Annotated in this window: 1 protein-coding gene; it reads left to right on the top strand. The window is 70.7% G+C overall.

Going from position 1 to position 815, the window contains the following annotated elements; genetic code table 11:
* A partial coding sequence (locus tag IE312_RS41330) for an aconitase family protein (protein WP_268254331.1) occupies window positions 1-815 on the top strand: 815 nt, incomplete at both ends.

The raw sequence follows: 815 nt of genomic DNA, 5'->3' as shown, positions 1-815 counted from the left end.
ACCGCGCCACCATCGGCAACATGTCGCCGGAGTTCGGCTCCACCGCCGCGATCTTCCCGATCGACGACGAGACCCTGAACTACCTGCGCCTGACCGGCCGCAGCGAGCAGCAGGTCGCGCTGGTCGAGGCCTACGCCAAGGAGCAGGGCCTCTGGCTGGACCCGGCCGCCGAGCCGGACTTCTCCGAGAAGCTGGAGCTCGACCTCTCCACGGTCGTCCCGTCCATCGCCGGTCCGAAGCGCCCGCAGGACCGCATCGTCCTCGCCGAGGCCGCCCAGCAGTTCGCCAAGGACGTCCTCAACTACGTCGAGGCCCCGGTCGGCCAGACCGCGGAGGTCGCCGCCTCCCCGGTGGACGAGGCCAGCGCCGAGTCCTTCCCGGCCTCCGACGCCCCGGCCTACGGCCACCAGGAGAACGGCGCCGGCGCCCCGCAGCACGGCCAGGGCACCGGTTCCGTACCGTCCAACCCGGTGCAGGTGACCGCCCCCGACGGCACCACCTACGAGCTGGACCACGGTGCGGTGACGGTCGCCGCCATCACCTCCTGCACCAACACCTCCAACCCGTACGTCATGGTCGCCGCGGCGCTGGTGGCCAAGAAGGCGGTCGAGAAGGGCCTGACCCGCAAGCCGTGGGTCAAGACCACCCTCGCCCCGGGTTCGAAGGTCGTCACCGACTACTTCGAGAAGGCGGGCCTCACCCCGTACCTCGACAAGGTCGGCTTCAACCTCGTCGGCTACGGCTGCACCACCTGCATCGGCAACTCCGGCCCGCTGCCGGAGGAGGTCTCCCAGGCCGTCAACGAGCACGACCTC

The sequence above is a fragment of the Streptomyces capoamus genome (assembly GCF_014654935.1).
GTDB lineage: Bacteria > Actinomycetota > Actinomycetes > Streptomycetales > Streptomycetaceae > Streptomyces > Streptomyces capoamus.
This window is presented reverse-complemented; position numbering and strand designations above follow the sequence as displayed.